Genomic DNA, 23,442 nt, shown 5'->3' with positions numbered 1-23,442 from the left:
GCAACCGGCGCGCCAAACCGAAATCCGGATTCGCGGCCGGCTCCAAGATCCGCCATCCGGATTACCCGTTCAAGGCTGCATGACGGGGCACTAGCAGCACCGCGCCAATGAAGAAATAGGTGTTGATCCCAATGCCGGCCCAGAACTCAGCCGTGGAGATGTCTTGCGCGCCCACAAAGCCGCCTCGGCGGATGCCTGTAGCCATCAGCAGGTTTTCGACCATCCCGGGAACCCCTCGGACGACGAGTAGCGTGCTGCCAAACCACAGCGGCGTGAGCAGTATCCATCGAGGGGCGCGTCGTCCCCATGGCCGGACGGTGGCTACAACGACAACTGCCCCGACGGCCGACATGAGAATGAGAGCGATGTTGAAGATCACGTATGCCCTGAGGCCCCAAGGTCCGCCGCCGGTCGGATCGTCACCGGGGAGGAACACCGCTACCACGTGGGACGCGACGAAGAAGATCAGCCACGCGAACGTGCCGTGCGCCCAACGAGGGCTGCCCTGAACTCTCACACCACCAACATCGTCGACTCGGGCGCCATGACGCCTCCCATCCTGAGGGGACTCATCTCCCTCACTGGAAGGAGGCACAAATTCTCGGGCACACGCAACTTCGCATGACCGCGACCAGCGGCATGCGCCCGAACTGATGGCCTAGTGCCTCGCGGGCGGCGCGCGAGTCGGATTGCGGTTGGGCGTCAACCACGGTGGACATACTTAATTCGGCACGACAGGATGCCAGTGCCGCCGACCTCCGCTACGCCATGTGACGAGCGGATCGCGGCAGTTGAGGATGCCGGCGCGAGGTCCGCAGCTGTGCGATCAACGCTACTGTTCCGCCTGGTTCAGTCGTTCGGATGCCTCACGGTCGGACGCTGTCAGCGAGGGTGGTTGGTCGCGGGGCGACTCCGTTCCCTCGGGATGGCGACCGAGGGTACCGCCGATGTAGAACGGCAGCTCCTTCAGGGAGCGCCCCATGGACCGACGGATCGCGTTCAGCAGGGCCAGCTGCGCCGCCGCCGCCGGACGCGACGCCTCGGTCAGAACCTCTTCGTCGACCGGATTCGTGACGGGATCCCGGGTCGACACCGCGTCGAGGAAGACGCCGACAGCGCTTCCAAACGCGTCAATCGCCCGCGCCACGCGCAGCGGAGCGACCAGGCTCGCGGAGGTAAGCGAGACGCTCCAGGCACCCCAGTCGACGTCAACTGGCGTTCGGTCCAGGTGCGCTCGCCGCAGCGCCATCATGAACCGGGCATACTGCGAGAAAAGCTCCTCGTATGCGCGCAATTGTTTGTCGCGCAACCAATGCCGCTCCTGGACCCGACGGGTGACCACACCGCCCACAAGAACACCGAGCGTCGCCGAGAGCGCGCCGCCGAACGTCGTAATGATCACTGCCACCGTATCCACGACCCAACAGTCTCGCAGCGATGCATGGAGGAAGCTAGATCGACTTCATTCACTGGGGCGACCGCGTCCGACGGGTTTGGTGGGCCGCGCGAACTCTGGGACGCACTGATCCTCGACGAGAGAGTGACTCGCGAGTCCGCGAGCAACGCCACCCCGGCGGTTCGCCCACTGACCGGCTGGGTGGTCCGTACGCTCGGACGTATGACCGCCGCACTAGAGAGGCTCGGGACATGCCTCGCGGGCTGACGAGTGCCCCAGGTCACCGACCGGGTGGCGACCGGAGCGGTCAACGGGGTGCGTTGTCGCACCAGCCGACCGCGGCAGATCCTCTGGGCGAACCTGCTGACGCGTTACAAGGCCATCATCGCCGTGCTGTGCGCGCGGGTCCTGATCTTCGGCCAGCTGATCGACGCGGTCTCCGGCCTCCTCATCGAGATAAAGAGCGTGGTCGGCGTGGTCCAGGATCGGGAAAAGCCCGGTACCCGACCGTTCACCTTGACCGGACCCTTGGTGCGGGCCGCGGCACTGCTGACCGGCCCATTCTTGGCCGCAACTGCCGTACTAACCCGCGTCCTCGCCAACTGACGGCTAGTAGATGGCGGTCTCGCAGCTGAGGCAGGAGGAGGGGAACGGAATGAACGATCCGCGGGGTGGCCTCGCCCACGCGCTTGGCTGTCTGCTGGTCCTCGCTGCTAAACCGCAGCGCCGTCGGCTGGTGGTGGGGCGCTAGCTCGTGATCGACACGATCGCTCGCCACATCCTCGACCTGCACGGCTTCGCGGCCCTCGCGATTGTGTTCGCGGTGCCACTGCTGGAGTCGTCGGCATTCGTCGGCTTCGTCTTCCCCGGCGAGATCGCGGTGCTGCTCGGCGGGGTACTCGCCTTCCAGCATCGGGTCAGCCTCGCCGCCGTGCTCGCCGCTGCGATAGCCGGCGCGATCATCGGCGACACCATCGGGTACGCGGTTGGTCGCCGTTATGGTCGGCGTCTACTGAGCGCGAGGCTCGGTCGGCTGATCATCAAACGAGAGCACATGGAGCGGGCCGAACGGTACCTGGCTGAACGCGGCGGCAATGCGGTGTTTCTGGGCCGGTTCACCGCCGCCTTGCGGGTAATAATCCCTGGGCTTGCGGGGATGGCCCGGATGCCGTACCGCACCTTTGCCGTCTACAACGTCCTCGGTGGCGCGGTGTGGGCAACCGCCGTGGTGCTTGCCGGTTATCTGGCTGGGGCGAGCTGGCAGCGGGCGGCGCAGTGGGCCAGCCGGATCGGACTGGCGCTGCTCGCCCTGCTCGTACTCGGGTTCGCGCTCCGGTACGCGACGCGGGCCACCCGCCGATATTCTGCCCGGCTGCACACTTTCGGCGACCGGCTGGCCGCGATACCGCCCGCCCGGTGGGCCCGGCGCCGATTCCCAGCCCAGCTGGGGTGGGCGCGCCGGCGTCTGAATCCCGCCACGCCCCACGGGCTGCCGTTGACCGCCGCACTGACCGCCGCCGCGCTCGCCGCGTGGATCTTCGGTGGGCTCACCCAAGACGTGATCAGCGGCGAAGGACTCGCCACGCTTGACGCGCGCGTGCACGCCTTCGCCGTGGCACATCGCTTTGGCTGGCTGACGCCGGTCATGCGCACCGTCACCTGGCTCGGGTCCAGCTGGGTTCTCGTCCCGGTCCTCGTCGCCGCCACGATCGTTCTGCTGCGCCGCAGTGATCGGCGGCGCGCCGGGTGGTTGTGGGCCGCGTATGTCGGCGCCGTGTTGCTTTACGCCTTCGCGAAGCCGCTCGTGGGCCGGACCCGCCCGCCCGCCGTGGACCTGATCGGAGCGGGCGGTGGCACCGCCTACCCGTCCGGGCATGCCACGCAGGCGATTGCCGTCTGGGGCATGCTCGCCGTCGTGGTACTGGCCGGCCGGTCGTCGCAGGCCCGCGCCAGGGTGCTGGCAGCCACAGCTGTGGTCGTGCTGCTCGTCGGCGCCTCCCGTGTCTACCTCGGCGCGCATTGGCTCACCGACGTTCTCGCCGGTTACGCCCTCGGCGCGGCCTGGCTTGCGCTGCTGCTCGCGCTTGGTCTGCGCCGAGGGGATTGGTCCGCCCAGCCAGCCGCCGGGCTAGGGCCCCGGAGTGTTCCGTGATTGTCCGTCTTGATCATGGGATGCGCTCAGAAGAATGATTGAGCGCCATCGCGTCTATTCACCGGTGATCAGGACGAAGTCGTCCTCGGGCACGTCGCCGGGCTTCCCGGGCACCTGTAGGCGGCGTCCGCCCGCCTGGACAGGACCGGGTCGTCTGCTGTGTGCGCACCGCCCGGTCCTGTTACTCCCGGCCCCTGACGTCACTCGGACGACTTCCCTCCTCGACCGGATCCGCTCCGACGGAGAACCGCTACTTCCCGCATCCGCGCCGTTCATGTCAGCGGCTGAGCAAGCTCGCCCAGCCGCGCACCCAAACGACGACCAAGCCGACGAGGCTTCCCACGGCCCTCCGACGTGGTCATCAGCGCCTCCCGCAGTTGCGCCTCGGTGGCCTGGGCATGGCCTCGTGTCGGCGCGGCCTGCGGTGGGGCTGCTGCGCTCAGCCTCGCGGTGGGTGTCGCCGCAGACCTGCGGACGTGGCGGCCGGGCCATCGGCACCGATAAGGCGGCCCGGTGAACGGTGAGGGAACCAGCCGACATCGGTTGGCGAGTCGGTGGTCAAATGAGGCCGAATCCGTTGATCTGGTACTACCCACATGCGAACGAAGGAGTGTGGCATCACCCGAAAGGATGAGCTGATGGATCAGCCGACGGAGGCCGTCTCTCCGCGTCCTTTCGGCCTCGCACTGCCGAGCGGCATGGGAAAAGGCGATTCGCCCGGATAGCGAGTGTTCTACCTGGGGCCGGCTGAGCAGCCCGGAGGCTCCCGTTCTAGACCTGAAAGTGTGAGCAGCGCCACCTGATCACCCTGGGTGATCAAAGCTGCTGCTGCCTAGCCTCGTCGGATGCGTAACGACGGCAACCCCGACGAGCCAAACAGCCTTGGCGGCCCGACTGACCGTTCGGACGATACCCCCTCCATCGGTCGGCCAACCAGCACGCCGCAGCCCCGACTCTCCGGCTCTCTGCTTTCCCGCCTCGGCGGCCTGGGCAACCTCTTCGCCGCCCGAACGGGCCGGGCGCGGGTGACGGTGGCGACCGGAGTGGTGTGTTGCCTGGGACTGGTGGGCGTCACCCTGATCGGCGCCGGCCCTGCCGGAGAGTCACTGACGCCCGATCAGCGCGCCGAGATCGCCCAGCGTGCGGAAGTCGACGCCGCCTCCCGCGGCCTTGCCCGCCAATCCGCCGCCCCGGTCACCGAAACCCCTGCCCCGGAAAGCTCCCCGTCACCGACGACCAAGCCCAAGCCCAAGCCCAAGCCCAAGCCGACGTCAAAGCCGACGTCAAAGCCGACGTCAAAGCCGAAGCCGAAGCGGATCGTCCCGGTGGCCGGGCTGGACCAGGCCCAGATGGACAACGCCAAGCGGATCGTCCGCGCCGGGCAGGAGATGGGCGTGCCCCGCCGGGCACTGGTCATCGCGGTGGCCACCGCGATGCAGGAGAGCAACCTCTACAACTACGCCAGTGGCGTGCTGCCCGAGTCGCAGAACTACCCCCACCAAGCCATCGGCTGGGACCACGACTCCGTCGGGCTTTTCCAGCAGCGGCCCAGCAGTGGCTGGGGCAGCGTGCAAGACCTGATGAAGCCCGAGTTCGCCACCCGGCAGTTCCTCACCGCCCTGCAGGAGATCCCCGGCTGGCAGGACCTTCCGCTGACCGACGCGGCCCAAGCCGTGCAGGTGTCGGCGTTCGGGTGGCTGTACGCCCAGCACGAGTGGCGAGCCATTGAGGTCGTGGACGCAATCCTCGCCTGACCAGGGCCGCTGGCGCCGCGCTTCTCGGGCTACTACCGACCGATGTAGCCGCGGACGTTCCTGACCTACAACGTCCTCGGCGGGGCGCTCTGGGGCATCGGCGTCACCGTGCTGGGCTATTTCCTCGGTCAGATCGCCTTCGTCAAGTCCAACATCGAGTTCATCCTGCTCGGCATCGTGGGTGATCTGCTGGTACCGATCGGCATCCAGCTGCTCCGGTCCCGGCGGCACGCCGCCCAGGCGTCCGACAAGGCGACGATCCGTGACTGAGCGGTCCCGTCAATGGCCCACGTCGGGTTGGTAGGCGGGCACGTCGAGCAGCCCATCGACGGTGACGACATGAAAGTCGCTGGCCAACCTCAGGGTCGAGTTCACCGTGACGTTCCCGGTGGGCGCGGACGGCGACAGGGCGCGCGAGGCGCTGCCGCGGTCGCTGCAGCAGTCGCACGACCGACTTTGCACCGTCTCCCGTACCGTCGAACTTGGCACTCCCGTCTCGATCGTCGAGGCTGCCGGATCCACCGGGGACTGAGGTCTCCGGGCGCCATCTGGGGTGAGGAGCAGTCGGGTGCACTGAACGGCGTTGAACTGCATTCAACGGCACTGAACGGCACCCCAACGGAACACGCCCCAACCTGCGGACGTCAACCGCTCTCTATGTCGCCTGGTGGGGGAGTGTGAGCAGGTCAGGGCGGCAACGATCCGGCGTGGTGGTGGGCCTTGCGTTGGGAGCAGATTGGGTGCGGCCCGGCGAAGTGGTCACCGAGGCCCAGGTGGCGTGGGGTCGGCCGATCGTGATCTGGTATCGATCTGGCTTCCTCCATACGTCGCTGCCAGACTGTCGTGTCGTGGATACGGTGGCAGTAATCATTACGACGTTCGGCGGTGCTCTCTCGGCGACGCTGGGTGTTCTTGTGGGCGGTGCGGTCACCCGTCGGGTGCAGGAGCGGCACTGGTTGCGCGACAAGCAATTGCGCGCGTACGAGGAACTGTTCTCGCAGTACGCCCGGTTCATGATGGCGATGCGGCGAGCACATCTAAGCCGAACGCCGGTCGCCATCGACTGGGGCGCCTGGAGCGTCGCGCTTACTTCCGCGAGCCTGGTGGCCCCGCTAGGCGTGGCGCGGGCGATCGACGCGTTTGGGCGCGCTGTCGGCGTCTACCTCGACGCGGTGTCAACCCGGGATCCGGTGGCGAATCCGGTCGACGAAGAGGTCCTGACCGAGGCGTCGCGCCCGGCGGCCGCGGCGCATCTCGCGCTGCTGAACGCGATCCGTCGGTCCATGGGTCGCTCCCTCGAGGACCTGCCGTTTTACCTCGGCGGCACGCTCGGCCGCCATCCCGAGGGAAGAGGGTCGTCCCCCGACGATCCGCCCTCGCTGGCAACGCCCGACCCTGTGGCGTCGGAACGACTGAACGGGGCGGAGTAGTCGCGTTGTTCGTACAGGCAGCAACCGCAGCGGCTCCGAATTCTCTACTGTTGACTCCGCTGCAACGCAAAGCCACTCGAGCCGAGAGGTCATACACGTCAGAGCCTGGTAAATAAGGGGTTGCAGCGGGGCATCAAGAACCGATCAGGCGCGTGGTGCGTACATGATGACCGTGACGCCGACCAGGCAGATGGCCGCACCGGCAAGGTCGTACCGGTCGGGGCGGAACTTGTCGACGACCACGCCCCAAGCCAACGACCCGGCCACGAAGATGCCACCGTAGGCGGCGAGCACCCGCCCGAAGTTCGGGTCGGGCTGGAACGCTGCGACGAATCCATACCCGGCGAGGGCAACAATCCCCGCGGCGACGAACAGCAGGCCGCGGTGCTCGCGTACGCCCTGCCAAACCAACCAGGCGCCACCGATCTCGGCGAGGGCTGCCAACCCGAACAGCGCCAGGGAACGGAGAACGGTCACGTCCACTTTCCGATCACTTCCTTCGCTGGCCTTGGTCACAGTCTTCCGTGGCTCGCTGCGGCCTCAAGCCTCCACTGCTTGCCTCACAGTCCTTCCGCCAGCGGGCCGAGAGCCAGGGCGGGCAGGAAGGTCAGGCCGGCCAGGATCACCGTGACGCCGATGACCATCCCGATGAACAACGGCGTGTGCGTCGGTACCGTGCCCGCCGTGACCGGCACCTTCCGCTGGCGCGCGAGGGAGCCGGCGAGTGCCAGCACGAAGATGATCGGTAGGAACCGGCCGAGGACGATGATCAGGCCCAACGCGACATCCCACCAGGGCGTGTTCACGGTGATACCGGCGAACGCCGAGCCATTGCCGAAGCTCGCCGAGGTGAACGCGTAGAGCACCTCGGACAGGCCGTGCGGCCCGACGTTGAGCGCGGTGGAGTTGTTGCCGGTCGTGAATGCCACCGCCGTACCAATCAACACCAGTGCCGGGGGCACCAGGGCATACAGCGACACCAGCTTGATTTCTCGAGCGGTGATCTTCTTGCCCAGGAACTCCGGGGTCCGGCCGACCATCAGGCCGGCCAGGAAGACCGTCATCACGGCGATCATCAAATAGCCGAACAGGCCGGTGCCGACGGAGCCGAGGCCGATCCCGCCAAGCATGATGTTCATCAGCAGGAGCCCGCCGCCCAACGCGGTGTACGAGTCGTGGAACGAGATGACCACACCACCGTTCCCCAACGTGTTCAATGTGGCGAAGGTAGCCGAGTCCGAGACACCGAACCGGACATCCTTGCCCTCCAGCGCCGCACCCACCGCCTCCGGCACCGTGCCGTGACCGGTCAACTCGAAGACGTTGACGAGGATGCCGCTGGCGACCACCAGGATCACCATCACGGCCACGATCGCGTACCCCTGCCGGTTCTGCCCGACCATCCGGCCGAACATCCGCGGCAGGCTGGCCGGGATAACCAACACCAGGAAGAGCTCCAGCCAGTTGGTCCAGGTGGTCGGGTTCTCGAACGGGTGGGCGCTGTTGACGTTGTAGAAACCGCCACCGTTCGTACCCAGCAGCTTGATGGACTCCCAGCTGGCCACCGGCCCGCCGGTGATCGTCTGCGACCCGCCGGTCAACGTCGAGACGTCCGTGCCCGCGGAGAGGTTCTGCACCACGCCGCCGACGATCAGGCCGATGGCGGCCAGGACGCTGAAAGGCACCAGAATCCGCAGGGTGATCCGGGTCAGGTCGACCCAGAAATTGCCCAGCTGGTCGGTCCGGCTGCGGGCGAAGCCCCGGACGAGGACGACCGCTACGGCGATGCCGACCGCAGGGGACGCGAAGTGCTGTACGCCGAGCCCGGCCATCTGCACCAGGTGCCCCATGGTCGACTCACCCGCGTACGCCTGCCAGTTGGTGTTGGTGACGAAGCTGACCGCCGTGTTCCAGGCGAGATGATCGGGTACGCCGGGCAGTCCGTTCGAAAGCCACAGCTTGCCCTGCAGCCGCAGGAACGCGTACAGAAGGAGGGTTGAGACCACTGAGAAGGCCAGCAGGCTACCCGCGTACCGGGCCCACGACTGCTCGCCGGCAGGGTTGACACCGACCAGCCGGTAGAACCCACGCTCGACGCGCGAGTGCCGGGTACCGGTGACGACCCGGAACATGTAGTCACCGAGGTAGCGATAAGCCACGGCGAGCGCGGCGAGAAGCGAAAGAAAAAAGATCACGCCAGCGGCGGACGTACTCATCGAAACCCTTAGGGGGAAGGGACAGAAGTGGGAAGCCAGCGTGGCCAAATCGCCCGTGGAACCACGCGTCACCGGAGCGACCGCGGCGGTCAGTCCGGGGCGGCAGCGGGTCCGGCAGTCGATCCAGTCATGGCCGGTTTGATCACGGTCGATTCAGTCACGGTCGACTCGATCACGGCCGGGCGGGCAGGCGGAGGCCGCGACGAGGCGGACACCCGGCCGCGCCGCATCTCGGCGCCGAGGTTCGGGTCCGCTCCATCGTTCCACTCCTTATGGCCATCCGGCGCTCGTCTGCGACCGGGCGTCAGCCATTAGAAGCGTGCGGCGGCCGGCGGGCAAGGGTTCCATACGCGATCTTTACGCCGGCAGCGTCGATCTTGACGCAATTCCTCCAGGCGACTGGTGTTCAGACAACCAGACAGCATCAGCAACACCGCTGCGGCAGTCTGCGCCGGCATCCTCAACAACCCGAGCGGCGGTCCGCTCACGCTGGACCCCTGCCCGGGATATCTGATGGAACGTTTCTCCCTCGGCGATGCGACGAATGAGGCGGTGAACACGTCCCAGCTGTACCGGCTGAACTGCCGCCCGCTCACGCACATCCCCGCCGGCGATACCGCCGTGTTCGAAATGGTCGCCGAGGTACCGGCCTCGATGCGCGCAGGGCGCGAGCTGACGGTCACGTGGAAGCTCTACCTGCCGCACTACGTGCAGCGCGGCAACCGGGTCGACACCTTCCCCCTGAAAGTCACCTGAACACGGGTGAACTCACCGGCAACGAAGCGGCGCGTGCGCCGCAGCGGCGCCGACCGGGCTATGTCACGGTGGCGACGAGCGACTCTATCGGTGAGCGAGCACGGAGGCTCGCCGACTCAGCTCACCGGTCGGTTGCGATTGCCGCGATCGCGGCGTGCGGCCGATGAGTGCCGTCGCTGGGCCGTTGCAGGCGCTCAACTTCCGTGAAGCCGGCGCGCGTCAGTCGCTCGGAGAGCTCGTCAACGGGCCAGCGATAGGCGGTCACGACTTTGTGGTCGAAGGCGTCGACCTCGTCGCCGTCGAAGAGGCCCAGCACCAACGTTCCGGACGGGGCCATGGCTCGCCGGAACTCAGTGAGGACGCCGTCGAGGTTCTGCGGCGGCAGGTGGATCAACGAGTACCAGGCCAGGATGCCGGCGACGGAGTGGTTGGCGACGTCGAGGCTTTCCATCGACCCGAGTTGGAACTCAACGCTCGGGTGGGCCGCCTGCGCATGTGCGATGAACTCGGGGACCATGTCGAGCCCCGTTGCGTCGACGCCCAACGAGCGAAGGTAGCCGGTGATATGGCCAGGCCCGCAGCCCAGATCGAGCACCCTGCCGGATCGGCCCGCCAGATGTCGCCCGATGAAGGCGAGGTCGTCGGCGTGTACCTGCTGGCTTGTGCCGAACAGCCCGATGTAGAGCTCTGCGACGGATGCATACGCCTGCCGGACCTGCTCCAAGTTCACCGCCTGACTCCCCGCACAAGCACCCCGAGGTCCGCGCCTGGTGCGCGACCAACCGCGTCGAACTGGTGTTCCTCCCGACCTACGCGTCCTGGCTGAACTGGATCGAGGCCGAGTTCGCTGCCGTGCGCTACTTCGCCCTCAACGGCACCGACCACCGCAGCCACGCCGAGCAGGACGCCGCCATCGGCGACTACATCCGCTGGCGCAACCGGCGCGCCAAACCGAAATCCGGATTCGCGGCCGGCTCCAAGATCCGCCATCCGGATTACCCGTTCAAGGCTGCATGACGGGGCACTAGCATCGGTTCACGCAACAGGGCTGCGGCGGTTTCAGCGACGTCCAGGAATTCAGGTCGGATCATCGAGTGAAGGTAATTCGGGTGCGGCGTCTGTTGTCAGTCCCGTGCTCGTGTCTGTGAGGAGCCGGTCCTCGGCCGGAGTGAGCGCACATCGACACGAGCGGCCGGCTGACTCGTCGGTCTCGCAGGTGCGGCCCCTGACGCCCCCTCGGCGGCAGTTGCGGACGTTCCACTCGCTCGCATGCAGTCGGGTCGCACTGCTCGACCGGCGCAGAGGCATGCCGATTGCTAGATCAGTGGGCCATCCAGGTGACCAACGGGCTCGCTGTGCGCGGCCTTGAGCACGCCATGCGATGCGGCGGGAGACACTCGGACGATGGCCGGCATGCCCCCGGAGAAGATGTATCACCGATCGCTGGGCTGGCACCCCCTGCTTGCCCTAGGTGGAGGAACATTGTGGCGTTCGCCGTTAACAAGGGCCGTCTGCCGTCACGGGGCTAACAGCACCTTGCCGCGCAGGGTGCCGGCCGCAAGCAAGCGATGGGCCTCCGCGGCCGCGTCTAGTGGCATGCACGCGGCGACCACAGGGCGCAGCCGGCCAGCGGCCAGCGCCGCGACGAGCGCTGCGGTGGCGGTGTTGAGGCGACGCGGATTCCTCCGCGCGGCGACGCTGAGCCGGTAGAAAGCCGCGCGACGGCCGTTGGGTAGCGCGTCCCACAGCCGCAGCCGGGCGAGCCCGCCTAGCGGCGACGCGCCGTCGGCCAGGAAGCCGTAGGCCACCAGCCGCCCGCCGGGCCGCAGCGCCCGGAACGACCGCCGGACGTGGGCGCCGCCAACAGGGTCGAGCACGACGTCGGCACGCATCCGGTCCCACCCGGAGCGGTCCACATGCGACGCACCGAACGTTTGGACGAGCCGCCGGTCCGCGGGCCGCGCGACGCCGTACGTCTCCGCGCCGAGCAGCCGACCGACGTCCAGCAGTGCCGTGCCCACGGCGCCGGCGGCTCCATGTACCAGCACCCGCTCGCCGGGCCGCACCCGCGCGGCGTGATGCAGCATCTCGTAGGCGGTGAGGTAGTTGAGCGGTAGGCATGCCGCCGCGGCCGTATCGACGCCGTCGGGCACCGCTACCAGTCCAGACTCCGGCACGACGACGTGGCTGGCATGGCCGCCGGTGAGGGTCAGCGCGAGGGCGCGCCGACCGGCCCACGACGGCTCCACGCCGGGCCCGCACGCGTCAACTACGCCCGTCGCGTCCCAGCCAGCGACGAACGGAGGCCGGGGCGCCCGGCCGGGATAGCACCCGGCCCGCATGAGCAGGTCGGCGCGCGCCAGCCCGGCCGCGAGCACGCGCAGCCGTACCTGGCCGGGGCCCGGCTCCGGCGCGGCGTCGGTGACGACGCGCAGGACCTCCGGGCCACCGGCGTGTTCGACGACCACGCGGCGGCGCGCGGTGGTCACGGCGAGCCGGCCGGCGACCGGAGGCGGAGGAACGCCGCGCCCATGGCGACGGCCGCGACCGCCCCGACCAGGCTGCCGATGCCGATCCGGCCCTGGACCGCGTACGACGCTACGGCGGTGATGAGCACGCCGGCCGCGAAGCAGAATGCGGCGAGCAGCGCCGTGCGCGCGTGGCGCGCGGGCAGGGCGGCGGCCGCCAGCAGGGTCGCGGAGAGCAGCAGGTCGGGCACGAGGAAGAGGTTGTCGGCGGTCCAGTTCGGAACGAGGAAGGCAAGCGTGCCGGCGCTGATGGCGACGGCGGTGATCCGGCCGAGGCGAAGAAGCGTAGGGCTCATGTCTACATCGTAGACATGAGGTACCGCTGCTGTCTACGGTGTAGACGAGAGCGTTAGGATGAGCGGGTGCAACGCCGCCTAACCCCTGAGCTGATCACCGCCGCGGCGCTTCGAGTCGGCGATGCCGAGGGCCCCAAGGCGATGACCATGCGACGTATCGCCGCCGAACTCGACTGCGACCCGATGGCCCTCTACCGGCACTTTCCCGACCGCACCGCACTGCTCGACTCGGTCGCCGACCTCGCCCTCGCCGACGTCACCGTGCCCCCCGGCGCATGGGACGAGCGGGTACGCGGCATCCTGTCCGCGGTGCGCGAGGCCGCCTTCCGGCACCCCGGCATCGCCGCTCACGTCGCCGCCCGTCCGCCCCTGCAGGACAACGGCCTCCGCCTCGCCGCCGCCCTGACGGCCGCACTCGCCGAGGCCGGGCTCTCGCCCGCCGACGTCGTCCGAGCGACACAGGCCCTGATCGCGTACGTCGTGGCGGCTCTCGCGATGAGCATCGCCGCCGGCGAGCCGGACGCCCGCTGGCGCCAGCTCGGCGAGATGTTCTCGGCGCTGCCAGGCGCCCCGCCGGGTGCCGAACTGCCGGTAACGGGCTCGGCCGAGCAATTCGCATACGGCCTGCGCCTGCTGCTCAACGGCATCCGGGCGGAGGCGGCGGCCTAGGCCCTTGCGCGGCGCCGGCCGAGGCCGGGCAGCACATCGCCGCAACCAACACGAGTGGCACGCTCAATTCGACAGAGTCGCTTGTCGTGGTCGCTACGTTCCGGAGGCCATGTAGGCGGCGAGGATGTAGTTGGGGTGGCGGTCGAGGTTCTTGCGGGCGCGGTCGCAGCGCATGGTGGTGCGGGGGTCGGCGTGGCGGGGGGCGATCTGCACGTCGCGCAGGCTGACCCCGGCGTCGAGCATGGTCGTGACGAAGGTGTGGCGCAGCATGTGCGGGTGCATCCTCGGCATCCGGATCCCGGCGGTGGCGGCCAGGTGCTTGAGCCGGCGGGTTGCCGCATGCCGGTCCATCCGCGCTCCGAGGGTGTTGCGCAGGATCGGACCGTCGAGGCGGCCGTCGACCGCACGGTCCACGGCCCTGGCCACGGCAGGCGGCAGCGGAACGAGGACGACTTTGCCGCCCTTGCCGCGGACCCGCAGGACGCGGTGGCCGTGTTCCTCTCCGAGGTCACCGATGTTGGCGCCGCAGGTTTCGAAGATCCGCAACCCGAGCAGGCCGAGCATGGCGATCAGCGCGAAGTCGTTCGGTTTGGCCGACTGCTGTGCGGTGGTGATCAGGGCCTCGAACTGCAGGTGACCCAGCCCCAGGGTGGGCGATTCCGGTGGCACCACCGGTCTGCGCACGTAGTCGGCCGGCGAGTGCGGCAGGAGGCCGTCGATGACGCAGACACGGTAGAAGCCGACCACCACCGACAGACGGCGAGAGACGGTCGAGGGCTGGAAGCGCGCACGTCCTAGAGCCAGCGTACGTACCGCTCGATGTCCGCGCGTGTGGCCGACAGCGAATCCAGATCATGGCTGGTGCACCAGGTCAGGAAGATCCGCAGGTCGGACTCGGTGTGCAGCCGCGAGTCACCTCGGTACAGACCGAGATAGGCAGAGGCCGCTGCACGCAGAACGACACGATCAGGAGAGACGACACCGGGACCGGAAGCAGGAGAGGTAGTCATACCTCACGGTGCGTCACAACTACAGTCGGTGGGCAACGCCCTCCAGGCGGCAGAAGCGGGCGCCTGGCACGGTCCGGAACTGAAATCACGGCAGGCCCGTGAGGGCAAAGCACCGACTCGGGCTTAGCATGCTCGTCGTGCTCGAACTGTCGGACGACCTGTTGCGGCTGGAGCCCGGTCGGATCGTCTACCTTTCACCGCTGCGGTCAGGCCCAGCTGCCGGTACCTGGGCGATCACCGTACCGCTCGTGCCGTTCTCGGCGGCAGACCGTTTCGATCCCGCGACCTTCCGGCCCGGCACTGATGGACCCGAAATCATCAAGACGGCCATCGTCGGCGAGTTCATTGATCTGCCCGGCAACGACCTGGCCGCACTGACGGACCGCACCTTCGACTTCCCGATCAACCCGCATGCTGGCTACATCGATGCGAGCATCTGCCTGGGTGGAGGGCACAATCCGGTCGACATCACCCGCATGGAGTTCGGTGCGGCCCGTTCGCTGTACATCGACGTCGTACTGCACGTCGCCTTCGATTTCACGCAGGAAGGCGTCGAGATCGCGAACAGGTCAGCGGTCTTTCACGCTAATCTCCATTTCGAGCAGCTCGACTGATCCCCAACCGAGGAACGGCATGCCAGCCGTACTCAATTCGGCTACTTGTTTCATTGACCTGTCTCCTCCCGGCGGTGTCTTGACACAGAGGGGAGCCAGATCCGCGCACTGGCGGCGGCAGCACCAAGAGTCGTAGTCCTTACACGGCGTAACTTGACGATCGGCGAGACCGGCCCGTGGGGGGCCGGTTACGGCAGTCCCAGTGGACCGGTCTCGTCTGTCATAGCCACCCTTCGTGACCACCATGCTCGGCGCCGGCGTTGACACCAGCTCGACGTGCGTCGGCGCCCGCCACGCCGAACCACGCACCACCATGCGCCAGCCGCTAGCGGCTTAGTCGGCGACGGTGGCTATCCTCCAGCGATGCTGACGCAGCGCCTTGCGGCGATCTGGTGACGACGTACCGACGTCGCGGGCATTGGCGAACAACTTCGGGCGGCAAGCGGCACTGGGTGGCCAGCCACAACGTGAGTCGTTCTTTCGCCAGGGCTTCCGCGCCGCCTCGGCGGAGCTATGCGAGATCGTCATCATCTCCAACGCCGTCCAGCACTGCGGTGGGGTGGATCGCCCCGAATGCCCGCTGCCCCCTCTGCGGCGCATCCGTCTACTTCTACGCGAATGAGCATGGCAGCCGCGTCTTCTTTGATGATGTGGGACCGCCGTGGCCCAAGCATCCGTGCACCGACCACCCCGCGCGGCACGTGACCACGGTGGGCGGTCGCCAGGCACCCAGCCTCCGTGACTTCAGCATCGCGCAGCGGCCGAGCGAGTTGCGCGATCGTCGATGGAAGCCTTACGTGGTCAAGGACATCACGATCGAGGACGGCCAGCCGCGAATCACTCTCCAGCCGCTCAGCGGGGCTGGACGAGGGACCTCGTGGACAGTCTCGGAGCTGTTGCCCCTGCGAGCGGGCGACCTTGTCTTCGTGCGGGCACAGCAGATGTCCTACTTCAACAGAGACGCGTGCGAACCCGCAGTCGTCGAGGATGCCAGGCGTGCCGCTGCGATCGCTCAAAGGTTGATCACCGAACGGGATAAGGAGCATGTTCTGGCGATGCTTGCCGCGCAAGTCTCGGCAAGTCAGATGGCGCCGGACGAGATGGCGGATGTGACGGTCGCCGTCCAGGCCGCCCGAACTCGTGGCGAACTCGCCGACGCACTCAAGATCAGAGTCACCGACCTGAAGGTCGCGCCGCCTCGCACCGGCGACCTGTGGCTGCTCGCGATCGCGTTCGTGCTTATGGTCGGGGCGACTAGCGCTGCCGAAGGTGGACGTTCCTTCCTGATGATGCTTCCCGGATTGCTGCTCATGGCGACGGCGGTCTACCGTCTCAACCCGCATCTGGAGCGTGGGCCCAGGGCCCTCCTTGCCGTGTTCACAGCCCTGGTGGCGATCTGTCCCGCCGGCGTGCTCGGCGGTGCGATCCAGGTCGAGATCCTCCATCGCTGACCGCGGTCATAAACCACGTGAGCCTCGAATCGCGATACGACGAATCGCCGCAATCTCGTCGGTCCAGCTGCTCAACCTGGTGATCTTGACGATGTCGCCGGTCTTCGGGGCTTGGATGATGAGTCCTTCGCCGAGGTACATGCCGACGTGGCGTGGGTTGGCCATGGTGCCTTGGCTGCCGGGGATGAAGACGAGGTCGCCGGGTAGCAAGAGTGTCGGGTCGGCGACCGGCTTGCCGGCGTTGACTTGGTCGGTGGTGACGCGGGGGATGGAGATGCCGGCGGCCCGGTATGCCGATTGCATGAGTGAGGAGCAGTCGCATTGTCTGTCGGGGGCGCCGGAGTGCGGGTCGGTGCAGGAGCCGCCGAAGTGGTACGGGGTGCCGAGTTGGTTCACGGCCCAGAAGATGGCGGTCGCTACGGCGGGTGGGGTGTTGGCGGGTAACGCGAACCCGGCGGGGAGCGCGTCGAGGGCGTCGGTGGTGCAGTCGGCGAGGGTGGTGGTCATCTGCTTGACGAGGTGCAGGGCGTCGTCGGTCCAGTTGGCGTAGGCGTCGGGGAAGGCGGACAACTGGACGGCTTGCGCGGCCTGGGTGAGCGGCATCGTCTGCCAGCCGGGCACGGTCTGGAGCTTTTCGAAGAACTTGCCGGCCTGGTAGGCAGGCTCGGACAGTTGCGCGATGGTGCCCCAGCCTTGGCTGGGGCGTTGCTGAAAGACGCCGATGGAGTCGTGGTCGTTGCGGTCGCCGAGGTGAGGCAGGTTGCGTAGGCCGGATTCCTGCATGGCGGTGGCGACGGCGACGGTCCAGCCCCAGCGGGGTACGTCATTGGCGACCCCGACGTCGATGATCGTGGCGGCGATGTCGAGTTGCTCGGTGTCCCATCGGCCGGCGCCGGGCGGCTGCCCCGAGGGGCGTAGGCCGGGTGGGGCGGCGACGGCGCAGCCGCCGGGGCCGCCGCCGGTGACGGAGGACAGCAGCAGGAGGGGCAGGCCGAAACAGGCGATGACGACGACGGTGACGACGCCGATGATGACCTTTGTCATGGTGATGACCTCTCGAAATAGCAGTGAGAAAGGCCGGTCTGCGTGCCGGGTGCGCGGCGGTTGCCGCGACGTGCGTTCTCGAGGCGGTAGAGAAGGGGGAGTAGTGCGGCGTGGGTCTCGCGGAGGAGACCGGTGATCAGGGTGCTGGCCGGGAACAGCGGGTGGCCCACGTCGACGCAGGCGGCGTAGCGCCAGTCCCAGTGGCCGGGCTCCAAGCTGGGCACGTACCAGAAGGCGTTGGTGACATCGAGGAACACGGCGCCGTTGATCTGTGGGGCGAGCAGGGTCATGGGTTGGCTGGCGCAGGTGGCCAGGCAGTGGCAGTCGGGGTTGTTGTAGTTCGAGCGCGGTAGGTCGTGGTGGATCGGGCAGCGGCAGTCGCAGGCGCGCTCGCGGGCGTTGCGGTAGGTGCGGTGCATAGCTGTTCCTTGGTCGTGAAGCACGAAAAGGTCGTGGGCCGCCCTCGTGGGCGGCCCACCTTGAGCGGTCGGGTCAGTCAGTGGACGTGCCGAGGACGTTGGCGGCCTGGCGTAGCAGGTGCTCGATGACGAGGCCGGCGTCGTAGACGTCGGCGCGGGTGTCGACCCTTGTGGCGTTGTCCCAGTCCCAGGTGCCGTTGGCCATGGCGGGGACGTGCCAGAGGTCGCCGCCCTGGTCGAGGAAGAATGCGCAGCCCCGCTGGTGGGCCAGCAGCGTGAGGGGTTGGGTGGCGCAGGTGATGGTGCAGGCACAGCCGGGCTCGTTGTAGGTGGTGCGCGGCAGGCGGTGGTGAATGATGCAGCGGCAGTCGCAGACCCTGCGCCACGGTGGGCGTCATCGGGTCGACGGCGGGGTGGTGGACATTTCGTGTGGTCCGAGGAGCAGGTCGTCCCGGATTTGGCAGGTCTCCTGCACGGTGAGCAGGTGGGCGGGCAGGCGGGGCACGTGTTCGCGCCAGGCGCGGTAGAGACGGTGGGTTCCGCTTTGTGCAGCTCAGATGCTTTCCGATCCGCTTCCACCGCCAACGCGGGAAGACCTACTTCTTCTTGGGGTCGTACACAAAGGCTGCCGTTCGTAGCGTATGCAGAGACGGACGTCGGGTCCGGACGATCAGAGGGAGCGGATATGCCTGAGTACCTCATCTACTTCAATCAGCAGTGGGTGGGTGACCACACCGAGGAGTGGTTCCGCGGGCGCGGTCCACTCGCCAGGGCGGTTGTAGATGAGATCAAGGCCGCCGGGGCATTCGTCTTCGCCGGGGGCCTGGAGGAAGAGGACGGCCCGGTCTTCAGCGCAGACGCCACAAGCGGTGCGATGGTCTTCACCGACGGGCCCTATGTCGAGAGCAAGGAGTTCCTGGGTGGCCTGACCATCGTGGACGTGCCGGATGAGACGACCGCCCGGATGTGGGCTGGCAAAATCGCGGAGGCATGCGGCTGGCCGCAGGAGGTTCGCCGGTTCAAGCCGCGGCGCGTCTTGCAGGGATGAGATCCTCGTCGGCTGAGGCTTGAGCCGAGGCGTGGCCGGCACCGGGGCGACGTCGCTGCTGCGGTATCGGCAAGGATTCGACCAGACACGGGGGCGGCCAGAAAAGTGCCGCCCCCGGAGCCGGCCGACGAAAGCGCTTCGCCGTACTCATCTGCCGCGATCCGCGCGGCCACTTGGGCGCAAGGTAAGTTACACTCAGTAATCACGATCTCGGCCTGGCTCGGACAGTGTTCGTCGCAAAAGCCGATGGCCGGATCGATCGCATGGGTGCCAGACCCGCCGTAGTCAATCGGTGAACGTCGATTCAGACCTGTGCACGTTCGGCCGTACCCGGCTGGGCACGGTGAGCCGTACGCCGACAGCTGGCCTGCCGCGACGCGAGGCAAATGGGGTTCGAGCCGTCGGCGATGCCGGCAGGCAGGAGGACTTCCGGATGGAGTGGCAAGGGCCGTTGGGCTGCCGACCTGCTCTCTCGGGTTGTCGAGGTCGTACCGTGTGCCCTGAGATTCCAATCGGGCCCGCACCTCGGCAGCATGCTGCTCGGCGACGTGCATGTCGGCGCCGGCCGCCTTCAGGAGCTCGACGGTCGGGCTGCTGATCCCGATCGGGTCGGCCATCGCCACGCCCGCTTGGATGCCCAGCAGCGTCGAATCCGTGGTTACGGCGAGCACTGCGGCGAGAGCCTCGGCGCGCGGCTTGTCCCGGTCCGTGCCGTTGCCGTAACGGCCGGCCACCCCGGATAGCTCAGCGAGTGCGATGCGCTGCCCTCGCGGTAGCTTCCCGACCTGAACCACAAGCCTGACGGTAATACCCGTGACCTGGGCGTGCATCAACCGTTACCGCCAGTGGCGGGCCCGCGGAGCGTCCTGGGGTGGGGGCCCTGATGGGCGCGAACTTTGAAGCGGCTTCTTCATACTGCGGGCCCGCCCACCGCGCCCGTCCGCCTGGCACGACCGCCGCCAAAGCGGTCACCGGGCTGCCCTTGCTCCTGCGGCAGTCAGCACCGGTAGTGCTACAGATCATCGCCGTAGCCGTTCTGCATCTCCATCTCGCCGGAGCCCACGTTGCCGGAACAATCCACGTCCACCTCGCTGGCGACCGTTGCGGTGGACGGGATCGCACCTGGCGTTCATCAACTGCCTCACTGTCCGCCGGCCCTCCACCGCCGCTTTGCCGGCCGGACGCCGATGAGCAGCAGTCCGCCGACCAGGACCGCGATGGACGCCATGCCGGCGCCCGTGGGCCAGGAACTTCGTTCGATCGTGGTTGCACCACGCGTTCGATCGTGCGTGGAAGCGTGCCCCGGCCCTGCGCGTCGCCCAGTGGGGAGGCGGTGGGCGGTCATGCCCAGCACGTGCTCGCGATGGTCAATGGAAACCAAATGCTCCGCGCCTGATAGCGGCAGGAACGAGACCACCCTCCGAAGGTTGGGGAGGGGCCGGGTGTCCCGCCCCTGCCGCTGGACGCTCGCCCATGGGCATCCGTCGTATCGGCGTTGGCAGGCAACGCCGCGTTACGTCCACGAACGGGGCTGGCGCCGGGACAGGTTCGTAGCACGGTGAACTGAGGGAGGTTCCCGCTGCGGCGCCAAAGAGGCCACGGCAACCGCGGGCGAGCCGTCGAAGCCTCAGCAGGCCCAACGCGACCACGACCATGGCGACGCACCCGATCAGCACGGTGACATGGCGAACAGCCACCACTCGCCAACGTCGCCGTTCTTCGGACGAGCGGTTGACATCGACTTGTGGCAGGACGCTTGCTGCGATCCGTGCCGGCACCACAGCAACCGGCAAAGCCGAGCCAAGCGCCGCGGTGTTCGACACCCACCGGCAGCGACTGCGAGACGGCTGCGCGTGGGATGGGCCGGAGCCTGCGGACATTCACTACGACCGTTTATGCAAATGGTGCAACGCGAAGGCGTATCGCGAGTACGCGATGACCTGCGTCGGCTACCGAAGGTGGCCGATTTGGTTGGTCGGCGAAAACGCTCCCACGGCCCGGCTCGCGGAGCAGCTCCACGAAACGGGCGTAACGTCCGCCCGGCCTGACCCGCCGTACTAGGTGTGGCCTTTGACGAAGACACCCTTGCCGGGTTCTCCGTAGACGACACCCTTGACGTGCAGCACCATGCCCGCACGCTGGCGGTGGCGATGGAGACGCGGTCGAGCGCGGACAGTTGGCTGTACGGCGGGATCCGGGATTCGGGCGGGTACTCGCCGACCGTGGCTTCTCGCGGTGGTGCCGTCCGCGATCTGGCGGTAGGTCATTGGTCCTAAACCATCGGTCGGGGACGCCGACCCCCCGTTCCCGGCTGATGACGCAGCGGCCCTACCGCCTCCGTCGCCCCCAGCAACGCGGTTGGTGGGGCCGCTGCCCTCCCGGCCGCACGCAACGAAGGCAAGCCCGATGACTGGACTCATCGTCGGGGTTGATGCCCCGGCAACGGCGCGGCGTGTGCAGCACTTTCCTGCGGATCCGGCACGCGGACATGCCGCCCCGCAACCGCCTCCACCCGAACAGCCGCAAAATAGCCCGGCACGGCATGCCCTACGAGGAAGTCACGCGGCTTTCCCGCTGCGCGACCTACCCGACGCGGTGATTCGCCCAGCGTGGCCAGCGACGTTCGCCACCGCCGGTGTGCCGCGACCCGGCATCCTCGTCGAGGAAGTACCCATGACCGTTCCCAGATCCGACTGGTACCTGCAGCACCTTCACGAGCAGGTCATCATCATCACCACCGCCGTCAGCGCTTCACGCGCGAAGCTGTACGAGCGTGGCCACTGGGTCCGCCCGGGGCGGCGCAGAGCCCGACCTGGGGGAGGGCGTGTCGGACCTGCTCGGGCCTGCAGCCGCGGGCGCCGACCGGACCCGCTCTCATCGCGGGAAGGGGTGAATCCTGCGTGCAGGTCTTTCAGGTCAGTCTCATCCTTTTGATCACCGCACCCGAGGACGCCTCGCTGCCGGCATTCATTGACGATCTGCGCGATCAGCTGACGCAGCTTCAGCACCGGTGGGAAGGCGTCATCGCGCCGACCGTTCGCGGCATGAGCGAAACAAACACCTGCGAGGTGACCCTGAGCGTCATGGCCGACGACATCACCACCGCCCCCATAGCCGCAGGCCGGGCAGTCGCTTACGCCGCCGATCGTGCGGCGGCCTCCTGGCGGGTCGCCATCGGGCGCATCACCGTTCAGAGACCACCTCGGCCAACCACCCTCGCGGACCTGCCACCGCTTCCCTGACCCGGCCAGGCCGGGGTGCAGATGCCGCCCACGCTCTTCGCCCGCATCCACGGACCCGGCCCGCCCCAGGCGCAGCAGTTTGGACGTACATGACGCACAGCGCAGCACGGTGACGCCGACGCCGGCGCCCAACCAGGTGACGCTGCGGGTCGCTCTCACCGAGCCGACCGCCACGGGCGCGCCACACCCGTGCTCCTCATCGCGGGCCTCGACGACACAAGGAAGCCAAGAAATACTGCTGCCCGTCGGCCAGGCCCGGACCCCGGCCTACCAGATTCGTCTCCTACCCAACCGACAGAAAGCCGCCACTGATGACACCCGACCCCCACCAGGCGCCGCAGGATGACACCGTGCAGCTACCCATCTACCAGCCCCCGTCAGCAGGTAGGAAGAAGGCGGTGCCATGGGTGATCGCCGCCTGCGTCCTGCTCGGTCTCTGCTGCTGGGGGGGTTTCATCGCCGTCAACGACGACGAACCGGGCCGCCCCTCCGCCGGAAACAGCCCCACCCAGGCCGGCCCCTCCGCCGCTGCACCCTCCGATGGCGGCGCGACCGCCCCCACCGACTCGAACGTCCTCCAGCAACTGCCCACACCGACACGATCTACCCCGACGACGTCCGCGGCGCGGCCGAGCCCGTCATCAGCCCGGCCGAATCCGACCGCCACCCGCAGCACCACGCCACGGCCAGCGCCCACCAGCTCCCGGCCGAAGCCTCCACCCGCGCCCACGACCGACCCGCGATTCGGCACCTGCAAAGAGGCCAACAACGCCGGCTACGGCCCGTACTATCGCGGCGTCGACCCCGAGTACGCCTGGTACATCGACCGGAACAAGGACGGCGTGGTGTGCGACTGATAAGTCCCAGCCCCGGCGGAACGGAGCAAGCGATCATCACTTGTGCCCACCGCTACGCCCTGCCGCTCCTGGCCGTACCGGGCCAAGGTCGCGCACGGTGAGTGCGGCGAAGGTGGCGAAGGGGGCGGCGCCGGACGAGTGTAGATGTAACGCCCCACATTCCCGCGACGCCTGTAAATGATGGACAGGTCGGGTGCGCGGCCTGACGAACGGGCGGGACCCACCACCCCCGCGATCTCGCCCGGTACCTGGTCCGAACAGCGCACCATCAAGCCCGTCGGGAGACATCCCTATGGCCAATTCGACACCTCGTACCCCACCGCCGCGCTGGCCGGGCAGCCGCAACGGCGTCGCCGCACCACCTGCCGTCTGGAACCTGCCAACCCAGCCACTTCCCCAACAGCCGCAACGCTCGGGCGAGTGGTGGCCCTATGCGGTGTTCGGCGCAGTGACCCTACTGCTCGGGTGCTTGGCGATGGTGGTCGTCCTGCTGGCCAGGTAGCCCGCGGGGCGCAGTTTCTTACGGGGCCAGAGGCTGAGGCGTTCTGCCGCTCCGGAGT

Annotated in this window: 23 protein-coding genes and 2 pseudogenes; 13 read left to right on the top strand and 12 right to left on the bottom strand. The window is 67.9% G+C overall.

Translation table 11 applies throughout. The features are described from left to right. Positions 1 to 61: 61 nt before the first annotated feature. Both AB0K07_RS23025 and AB0K07_RS23020 read right to left on the bottom strand, forming a co-directional pair. A complete protein-coding gene (locus tag AB0K07_RS23025; protein WP_363757464.1) occupies positions 62 to 517 on the bottom strand; it encodes a hypothetical protein in 456 nt (151 codons plus the stop codon). Positions 518 to 832: 315 nt separating this feature from the next. Continuing rightward, the gene (locus tag AB0K07_RS23020) at positions 833 to 1,417 is read right to left on the bottom strand and encodes a hypothetical protein (RefSeq protein ID WP_363757463.1); all 585 of its coding nucleotides are present in this window, start codon (positions 1,415 to 1,417) and stop codon (positions 833 to 835) included. Between the two features lie 249 nt (positions 1,418 to 1,666). Here AB0K07_RS23020 and AB0K07_RS23015 point away from each other — a divergent pair, with 249 nt between their 5' ends. The 5 genes and pseudogenes from AB0K07_RS23015 to AB0K07_RS22995 all read left to right on the top strand — a co-directional run bounded on the left by AB0K07_RS23015 (position 1,667) and on the right by AB0K07_RS22995 (position 6,732). Beyond that, the gene (locus tag AB0K07_RS23015) at positions 1,667 to 2,002 is read left to right on the top strand and encodes a hypothetical protein (protein ID WP_363757462.1); all 336 of its coding nucleotides are present in this window, start codon (positions 1,667 to 1,669) and stop codon (positions 2,000 to 2,002) included. Between the two features lie 148 nt (positions 2,003 to 2,150). Next, positions 2,151 to 3,548 carry a bifunctional DedA family/phosphatase PAP2 family protein gene (locus tag AB0K07_RS23010; RefSeq protein ID WP_363757461.1) on the top strand — a complete coding sequence of 466 codons (1,398 nt, stop codon included), beginning with the start codon at positions 2,151 to 2,153 and terminating at the stop codon, positions 3,546 to 3,548. Positions 3,549 to 4,393: 845 nt separating this feature from the next. Then, positions 4,394 to 5,302 (top strand): peptidase M23, encoded by a 909-nt coding sequence (locus AB0K07_RS23005; protein WP_363757460.1) that lies wholly within the window; start codon positions 4,394 to 4,396, stop codon positions 5,300 to 5,302. Positions 5,303 to 5,353: 51 nt separating this feature from the next. Further along, positions 5,354 to 5,572: pseudogene (locus AB0K07_RS23000) on the top strand (DedA family protein); the annotation flags it as partial. A 437-nt stretch (positions 5,573 to 6,009) separates the two neighbouring features. Next, positions 6,010 to 6,732, top strand: coding sequence for a hypothetical protein (locus AB0K07_RS22995; RefSeq protein ID WP_363757459.1), 723 nt, complete (start codon positions 6,010 to 6,012; stop codon positions 6,730 to 6,732). A gap of 144 nt (positions 6,733 to 6,876) precedes the next feature. On the opposite strand, the gene AB0K07_RS22990 is transcribed toward AB0K07_RS22995, so the two are convergent. Both AB0K07_RS22990 and kdpA read right to left on the bottom strand, forming a co-directional pair. Continuing rightward, the gene (locus AB0K07_RS22990; RefSeq protein WP_363757458.1) at positions 6,877 to 7,209 is read right to left on the bottom strand and encodes a YnfA family protein; all 333 of its coding nucleotides are present in this window, start codon (positions 7,207 to 7,209) and stop codon (positions 6,877 to 6,879) included. A gap of 83 nt (positions 7,210 to 7,292) precedes the next feature. Then, positions 7,293 to 8,948 carry a potassium-transporting ATPase subunit KdpA gene (kdpA, locus tag AB0K07_RS22985; RefSeq protein WP_363757457.1) on the bottom strand — a complete coding sequence of 552 codons (1,656 nt, stop codon included), beginning with the start codon at positions 8,946 to 8,948 and terminating at the stop codon, positions 7,293 to 7,295. A gap of 402 nt (positions 8,949 to 9,350) precedes the next feature. Between kdpA and AB0K07_RS22980 the strand changes: the two genes are divergently transcribed. Further along, a complete protein-coding gene (locus tag AB0K07_RS22980; RefSeq protein WP_363757456.1) occupies positions 9,351 to 9,704 on the top strand; it encodes a hypothetical protein in 354 nt (117 codons plus the stop codon). 121 nt (positions 9,705 to 9,825) lie between these two features. Here the strand turns inward: AB0K07_RS22980 and AB0K07_RS22975 are convergent, their stop codons facing one another. Next, on the bottom strand, positions 9,826 to 10,434 hold the full coding sequence (locus AB0K07_RS22975) for a class I SAM-dependent methyltransferase (RefSeq protein ID WP_363757455.1): 609 nt from the start codon (positions 10,432 to 10,434) through the stop codon (positions 9,826 to 9,828). Between the two features lie 65 nt (positions 10,435 to 10,499). Between AB0K07_RS22975 and AB0K07_RS22970 the strand changes: the two genes are divergently transcribed. Continuing rightward, a complete protein-coding gene (locus tag AB0K07_RS22970) occupies positions 10,500 to 10,721 on the top strand; it encodes a transposase (protein ID WP_363757454.1) in 222 nt (73 codons plus the stop codon). Between the two features lie 500 nt (positions 10,722 to 11,221). On the opposite strand, the gene AB0K07_RS22965 is transcribed toward AB0K07_RS22970, so the two are convergent. Beyond that, a complete protein-coding gene (locus tag AB0K07_RS22965) occupies positions 11,222 to 12,193 on the bottom strand; it encodes a zinc-binding dehydrogenase (protein ID WP_363757453.1) in 972 nt (323 codons plus the stop codon). Next, positions 12,190 to 12,528 carry a hypothetical protein gene (locus AB0K07_RS22960; RefSeq protein ID WP_363757452.1) on the bottom strand — a complete coding sequence of 113 codons (339 nt, stop codon included), beginning with the start codon at positions 12,526 to 12,528 and terminating at the stop codon, positions 12,190 to 12,192. Before AB0K07_RS22960 ends, AB0K07_RS22965 begins: the two co-directional genes overlap by 4 nt. Before the next feature lie 66 nt (positions 12,529 to 12,594). Between AB0K07_RS22960 and AB0K07_RS22955 the strand changes: the two genes are divergently transcribed. After that, a complete protein-coding gene (locus AB0K07_RS22955) occupies positions 12,595 to 13,197 on the top strand; it encodes a helix-turn-helix domain-containing protein (protein ID WP_363757451.1) in 603 nt (200 codons plus the stop codon). 93 nt (positions 13,198 to 13,290) lie between these two features. Here the strand turns inward: AB0K07_RS22955 and AB0K07_RS22950 are convergent, their stop codons facing one another. Beyond that, entirely contained in the window at positions 13,291 to 13,947 is a 657-nt protein-coding gene (locus AB0K07_RS22950) for a tyrosine-type recombinase/integrase (RefSeq protein ID WP_363757450.1), read from the bottom strand. Between the two features lie 397 nt (positions 13,948 to 14,344). On the opposite strand from AB0K07_RS22950, the gene AB0K07_RS22945 reads away from it, so the two are divergent. Then, a complete protein-coding gene (locus tag AB0K07_RS22945) occupies positions 14,345 to 14,821 on the top strand; it encodes a hypothetical protein (RefSeq protein WP_363757449.1) in 477 nt (158 codons plus the stop codon). Positions 14,822 to 15,375: 554 nt separating this feature from the next. Then, positions 15,376 to 16,272 carry a hypothetical protein gene (locus AB0K07_RS22940; RefSeq protein ID WP_363757448.1) on the top strand — a complete coding sequence of 299 codons (897 nt, stop codon included), beginning with the start codon at positions 15,376 to 15,378 and terminating at the stop codon, positions 16,270 to 16,272. 6 nt (positions 16,273 to 16,278) lie between these two features. Here the strand turns inward: AB0K07_RS22940 and AB0K07_RS22935 are convergent, their stop codons facing one another. The 3 genes from AB0K07_RS22935 to AB0K07_RS22925 form a co-directional block, all read right to left on the bottom strand. Continuing rightward, entirely contained in the window at positions 16,279 to 17,316 is a 1,038-nt protein-coding gene (locus AB0K07_RS22935) for a C40 family peptidase (RefSeq protein ID WP_363757447.1), read from the bottom strand. Beyond that, on the bottom strand, positions 17,313 to 17,735 hold the full coding sequence (locus AB0K07_RS22930; protein ID WP_363757446.1) for a hypothetical protein: 423 nt from the start codon (positions 17,733 to 17,735) through the stop codon (positions 17,313 to 17,315). Before AB0K07_RS22930 ends, AB0K07_RS22935 begins: the two co-directional genes overlap by 4 nt. Positions 17,736 to 17,808: 73 nt before the next feature. Next, positions 17,809 to 17,940 carry a hypothetical protein gene (locus AB0K07_RS22925; RefSeq protein WP_363757445.1) on the bottom strand — a complete coding sequence of 44 codons (132 nt, stop codon included), beginning with the start codon at positions 17,938 to 17,940 and terminating at the stop codon, positions 17,809 to 17,811. A 480-nt stretch (positions 17,941 to 18,420) separates the two neighbouring features. Here AB0K07_RS22925 and AB0K07_RS22920 point away from each other — a divergent pair, with 480 nt between their 5' ends. Continuing rightward, positions 18,421 to 18,783 (top strand): YciI family protein, encoded by a 363-nt coding sequence (locus AB0K07_RS22920; protein ID WP_363757444.1) that lies wholly within the window; start codon positions 18,421 to 18,423, stop codon positions 18,781 to 18,783. Positions 18,784 to 19,289: 506 nt separating this feature from the next. On the opposite strand, the pseudogene AB0K07_RS22915 reads toward AB0K07_RS22920, so the two are convergent. Continuing rightward, positions 19,290 to 19,577: pseudogene (locus AB0K07_RS22915) on the bottom strand (hypothetical protein); the annotation flags it as partial. A 2,106-nt stretch (positions 19,578 to 21,683) separates the two neighbouring features. Between AB0K07_RS22915 and AB0K07_RS22910 the strand changes: the two are divergent. Then, a complete protein-coding gene (locus AB0K07_RS22910) occupies positions 21,684 to 22,025 on the top strand; it encodes a hypothetical protein (protein ID WP_363757443.1) in 342 nt (113 codons plus the stop codon). 350 nt (positions 22,026 to 22,375) lie between these two features. Beyond that, on the top strand, positions 22,376 to 22,882 hold the full coding sequence (locus tag AB0K07_RS22905; protein ID WP_363757442.1) for an excalibur calcium-binding domain-containing protein: 507 nt from the start codon (positions 22,376 to 22,378) through the stop codon (positions 22,880 to 22,882). Positions 22,883 to 23,442: the final 560 nt, after the last annotated feature.

Source organism: Micromonospora sp. NPDC049301 (genome assembly GCF_040678715.1).
Lineage (GTDB): Bacteria > Actinomycetota > Actinomycetes > Mycobacteriales > Micromonosporaceae > Micromonospora.
The sequence above is the reverse complement of the archived record's forward strand: the minus strand, read 5'-3'. Positions and strand labels throughout refer to the sequence as shown.